5 protein-coding genes and 1 pseudogene are annotated in these 3903 nt (G+C 68.7%); 1 reads left to right on the forward strand and 5 read right to left on the reverse strand.

The window, feature by feature from the left end; genetic code table 11:
• Positions 1-123 precede the first annotated feature (123 nt).
• Positions 124-1011, reverse strand: coding sequence for an aminoglycoside phosphotransferase family protein (locus TR49_RS39415; RefSeq protein WP_042391298.1), 888 nt, complete (start codon positions 1009-1011; stop codon positions 124-126).
• Positions 1012-1159: 148 nt separating this feature from the next.
• Between TR49_RS39415 and TR49_RS39420 the strand changes: the two genes are divergently transcribed.
• Complete coding sequence (locus tag TR49_RS39420; protein ID WP_042391301.1) at positions 1160-1831, forward strand: class I SAM-dependent methyltransferase; 672 nt, start codon at positions 1160-1162, stop codon at positions 1829-1831.
• Between the two features lie 296 nt (positions 1832-2127).
• Here TR49_RS39420 and TR49_RS42320 read toward each other — a convergent pair.
• The 4 genes and pseudogenes from TR49_RS42320 to TR49_RS39435 form a co-directional block, all read right to left on the reverse strand.
• Positions 2128-2350: pseudogene (locus tag TR49_RS42320) on the reverse strand (transposase family protein); the annotation flags it as partial.
• 80 nt (positions 2351-2430) lie between these two features.
• Entirely contained in the window at positions 2431-2913 is a 483-nt protein-coding gene (locus tag TR49_RS39425) for a hypothetical protein (protein WP_042391303.1), read from the reverse strand.
• Positions 2914-3194: 281 nt separating this feature from the next.
• Positions 3195-3596, reverse strand: coding sequence for a PIN domain-containing protein (locus TR49_RS39430; RefSeq protein ID WP_042391305.1), 402 nt, complete (start codon positions 3594-3596; stop codon positions 3195-3197).
• Positions 3593-3838 (reverse strand): hypothetical protein, encoded by a 246-nt coding sequence (locus TR49_RS39435; RefSeq protein WP_042391307.1) that lies wholly within the window; start codon positions 3836-3838, stop codon positions 3593-3595. The genes TR49_RS39430 and TR49_RS39435 overlap by 4 nt, the downstream gene beginning before the upstream one ends.
• Positions 3839-3903: the final 65 nt, after the last annotated feature.

Genomic DNA, 3903 nt, shown 5'->3' on the forward strand with positions numbered 1-3903 from the left:
ATTCTCAAAAATGGCAGCACAAATGAACCATCCGTGCGGTCAATTTCGAGGGGGTTCGCAGTCCACAGGCCTGCACCGCAGGCGGGACAACTCGAAGAACACTACACGTCCACCAAGGCCGGGTCAACCCTCCGCCAGGATCTCCTTGAGGACGTGGCCTGCGACGGCCGTCATCACGGGGTTCGTGTCCCGGTAGTACTGGAGCTCCATCAGCGCGACCGACAGCGCCCAGCCACGGGCGCGGGCCCAGGACGCCTCGTCGGCCCCCACTGCGGCGCGAAAGACCGGCCGCGCAGCACCGGGCAGTACGTACCAGGCCGGCATGAAGTCGACAGCGGGGTCGCCCAGGCCGAGACAGCCGAAGTCGATGACGCCGGTCAGTCGTCCTTCGGAGACCAAAAGATTGCCCGGCTGGAGATCCGCGTGGATCCACACAGCGGGGCCGTCCCATTCAGGCACTCCCAGCGCGTCCTCCCACACGGCTTCGACGGTATCCGCATCGATGACGCCGTCCAGGGCGGCGACGGCGCGACGGGTCGCGGCGTCCCGTGCGGCCAGGGGTTCGCTGCGGTAGGCCGCTGGGCCTCCCTCGGGGTCGATCGCACGGAGCGCCTTCGTGAAGGCGGCGAGGTCTTCGGCAAGGGGACTGTCATCGCCGGGCGGTCGCCTGCCGACGACGGGGTTGGCGCCGTCGAGCCAGCCGTAGACGGACCAGGACCACGGATACCCCGCGCCGGGCCCGCCCTGGCCCAGCGGCACGGGGATCGCAACGGGGAGTTGCGGCGCCAGCCGCGGCAGCCAGGTGTGCTCCTTCTGTACGTCCTCCGCCGCACCCGCGATTCTCGGCAGGCGCACGACCATGTCATCCCCCAGCCGGAACATGGCGTTGGACGTTCCGTCGCGGTCCACCAGCTCGACGGGCAACCGCGCCCACTGCGGGAACTGCTCAGCGATCAGCCGGCGGACGAGCGGCACACCGGTGTCCGCCTCATCGGCGTGCATCTGGCCCATGGGTGGTGAGCACCTTTCGGATCTGTCTCGAGCGGGCGGCCGCCCGTCGCCGGAGCAAGGCCATGGGAACGCCGGCGACGAACTCGGGTCAACCCAGTTCCTCGCTTGCCCGGGATCCGCGTGGACCGCGGCACTACGGTGATCACCCATGAGCGTCGAAGACTGGTTGGCCGACACCCGTGCGTCCTACGACACCCTCGCCCCCGCCTACGCGGACCACGTGCGCGACCTCCTGGACCAAACTCCATACGAGCGCGCCATCTTGGCCGTCTTCGCCGAGCTCGCCCGCGCGGACGGCGGTGGCCCGGTGGCGGACGTGGGCTGCGGGCCTGGACGGATCACGGCGCACCTGGCGGGCCTGGGCGTGGACGCGTTCGGAATCGACCTGTCGCCGGCGATGATCGAGGTCGCCCGACGCGAACATCCTGCTTTGCGGTTCGAGGTCGGTTCCATGACGGATCTCGACCTCGCCGAGGCCTCACTGGCCGGGGTGGTGGCCTGGTACTCACTGATCCACATTCCCGACCACGAGATCGGCTCGGTGCTCGCACGCTTTCACCGGGCGCTACGCCCCGGCAGCCCCCTGCTGATCGGCTTCCACGTCGGCGACGACGTGCAGTTGAAGACGCGGGGCTACGGCGACCACCCGATCAACGTCCAGGTCCACCGGCGCCGGCCAGAGCAGCTGGCCACATGGCTCGACGAGACGGGCTTCGACGTCCAGGCGCAGATGACGCTCCGCTCGGCCGAGAGCAGCCTCGGCGGAATCCTTGTCGCCCTCCGGCGTCCCGATGCAGGCCCGGGGAAGCCTGAGGCGTGAACACAGGGAAGTCCTTACACCCGCCGCTTCCGGCTCAGCCCACGTTCGAGCCTCGTGAAGCCCTAGCTGACGAAGTCCCGCCAGAAGGCGATGCTCCCCTGTGGTCAGGAACCAGTCGAGGCACCTCAGCCAGCCGGTTCTCGAGGGTTGCCTCCGTGCCGGTTAGGTCAGCCCGACCACCCACGGGGAGATCGGATGCCACATGGCCGGCGCTGAGGGGATCTCGTCCCACGGCTGCACGATCCTGACCTCTCCAAGCGCCAGGGCCTCATTGCGGATCTGCTTCACGGCTGCGCGCCGAACAGAGGAGCAAGCTGTCGCAGCGTCAGGTTGCTGCGCCAGTAGGCCGCCACCAGCAGCACCCGATCCTCAAGTGGCAGCGACTTTCGGACGTCCCGCGCGGACCTCGTCGGCACCTTCGCGTCGCACCACCGCGAGCGGCTTGCGGAACGCACGCGGGTCCAGTCCGGTGAACGGAGCGATCCAGCACGGCTCCGAAGCAGTGACCACAGCAGCCACGGAAGGACCATCTCAGCCAGCGCCGGGCATCACGTTCGCGCCCCGCGCCCCGGGCTCCATACGTCAGCAGGGCAAAGGCGTCACCCGACGCCGGGCGCGTCGGCAGCCATCGTGCTCGCCTTGTGCTCGGCGAGAGCCGTCATGATCGCGTTCGCGGTCTTGTGGAACGCGGCACCTGGAACCGCGCCGTGTGCCCAGGGCGCGTACAGATAGCGTGGACGACCCACGGTCGGGTGGACGGCCAGGTGACTGACGTTTCCGCCCTTCTGGTTCTTCTCGACGTCGACGGCGATGGACGCGATCCCGTCCCAGGACCATGACCGGCGCCCCAGCAGGCGGGTCGTCCGGATGCCGTGGGCGTCCACGACGGTCTTGCCGGACGCCAGGTTGAGATAGATCAGATCGATCAAGAGGATGCCTGGTCCGAACGGGCCGGCCCCCCACCATCCGGCCCGGTGCCAGTTGGCGACGATGAAGACAGCAGGCAACACCGACAGGCCGATGACCCAGAGGAGGAGGGATCTCCGCTGGAGGGGCGGTATCCGGTAGGTCGTTGCGTGCATGCCGGGATGCTAGACCGCGTTCTCGATCGCGATCCGACCGGGTGGGATGACCGCGACGCCGGGGCCCGCCTGGTCGAACCCGGGAAGCGTGCCAGTCATGCGGAGCACGGGCTCCGCCATCTGGCTGCCCATCGCCAACTCAAGCGCTCGGGCACACCACGTCGAACGGGCCGTCGCTCCCGCATCGACGCCACCGCGAAGCTGCGGCGCGCTGAGCCTAGTGTCAGATCCGGGTCATCCGCCGATCAGTTCGGTCAGCTGGCGAGGGCGGTGATTCGTTCTCAGACCGGGAGGACGGAGACCCGACTGCCGCAGAGGCGGGACAGGTCGTCGACGTCGGACGTCAGCACCGCAACGGGGGCCTGCTGGCGCAGGGCCACCTCGGCGACGGTGGCGTCGATCGCGTACTTGTGCCCGTGGAGGCCGGCGTCCTTCAGGAGAGCCGCGGCCGCGCGTGCGCACTGCTCCGTCACCGGCTCGACGCGGAGCTGGGAGAGCACCCAATGGAGTCGGGACTGGTTGGTCCGTTCGTGGGTCGCTTCGATGATGGTGTTGGCACACGTCACCAGGTCCGCGTCCGACTCACGCAGCACCGCGAGCTTCGCCATCATCCGACGGTCCTGACCGACCCAGGCGGACAGCGCCTCGCAGTCCAGCACGACCGAGGCGAAAGTCCGACTCACGCCGCATCGGCTCCACGGTCGGCATCGCCGGCGCCGAGCTCGGCGCGGGCCCGCGCCAGCTCCTCCTCGGTAAAGGCACCGCAGTCCCGCTGGTACTGGTCCAGTTCGGCAGCCAGAAGCTGTCGACGGATCTGACGCGCGACGGCATCGGCCACGTAGCTCGAGACGTTGTCGGTGTGCCGCTTGATCTCCTCGACCTGCTCGGTCGGGAGGGTGACCGTGATGCGCGTCGTGGAAGCCATGAGGCAAGCATACTGCGGTATGCAGCAGAGTGGACCCACAACGCACTGAAGGCCCCTGACCGTTA

Origin of the sequence: Streptacidiphilus melanogenes (genome assembly GCF_000787835.1) — a bacterium.
Classification (GTDB): Bacteria; Actinomycetota; Actinomycetes; order Streptomycetales; family Streptomycetaceae; genus Streptacidiphilus; species Streptacidiphilus melanogenes.

What these genes read in the sequence shown, in the direction of transcription:
- TR49_RS39425 (WP_042391303.1), bottom strand. Translation starts at nt 2,913, where the DNA reads ATGCACGCAACGACCTACCGGATACCGCCCCTCCAGCGGAGATCCCTC.
- TR49_RS39420 (WP_042391301.1), top strand. Translation starts at nt 1,160, where the DNA reads ATGAGCGTCGAAGACTGGTTGGCCGACACCCGTGCGTCCTACGACACC.
- TR49_RS39435 (WP_042391307.1), bottom strand. Translation starts at nt 3,838, where the DNA reads ATGGCTTCCACGACGCGCATCACGGTCACCCTCCCGACCGAGCAGGTC.
- TR49_RS39415 (WP_042391298.1), bottom strand. Translation starts at nt 1,011, where the DNA reads ATGGGCCAGATGCACGCCGATGAGGCGGACACCGGTGTGCCGCTCGTC.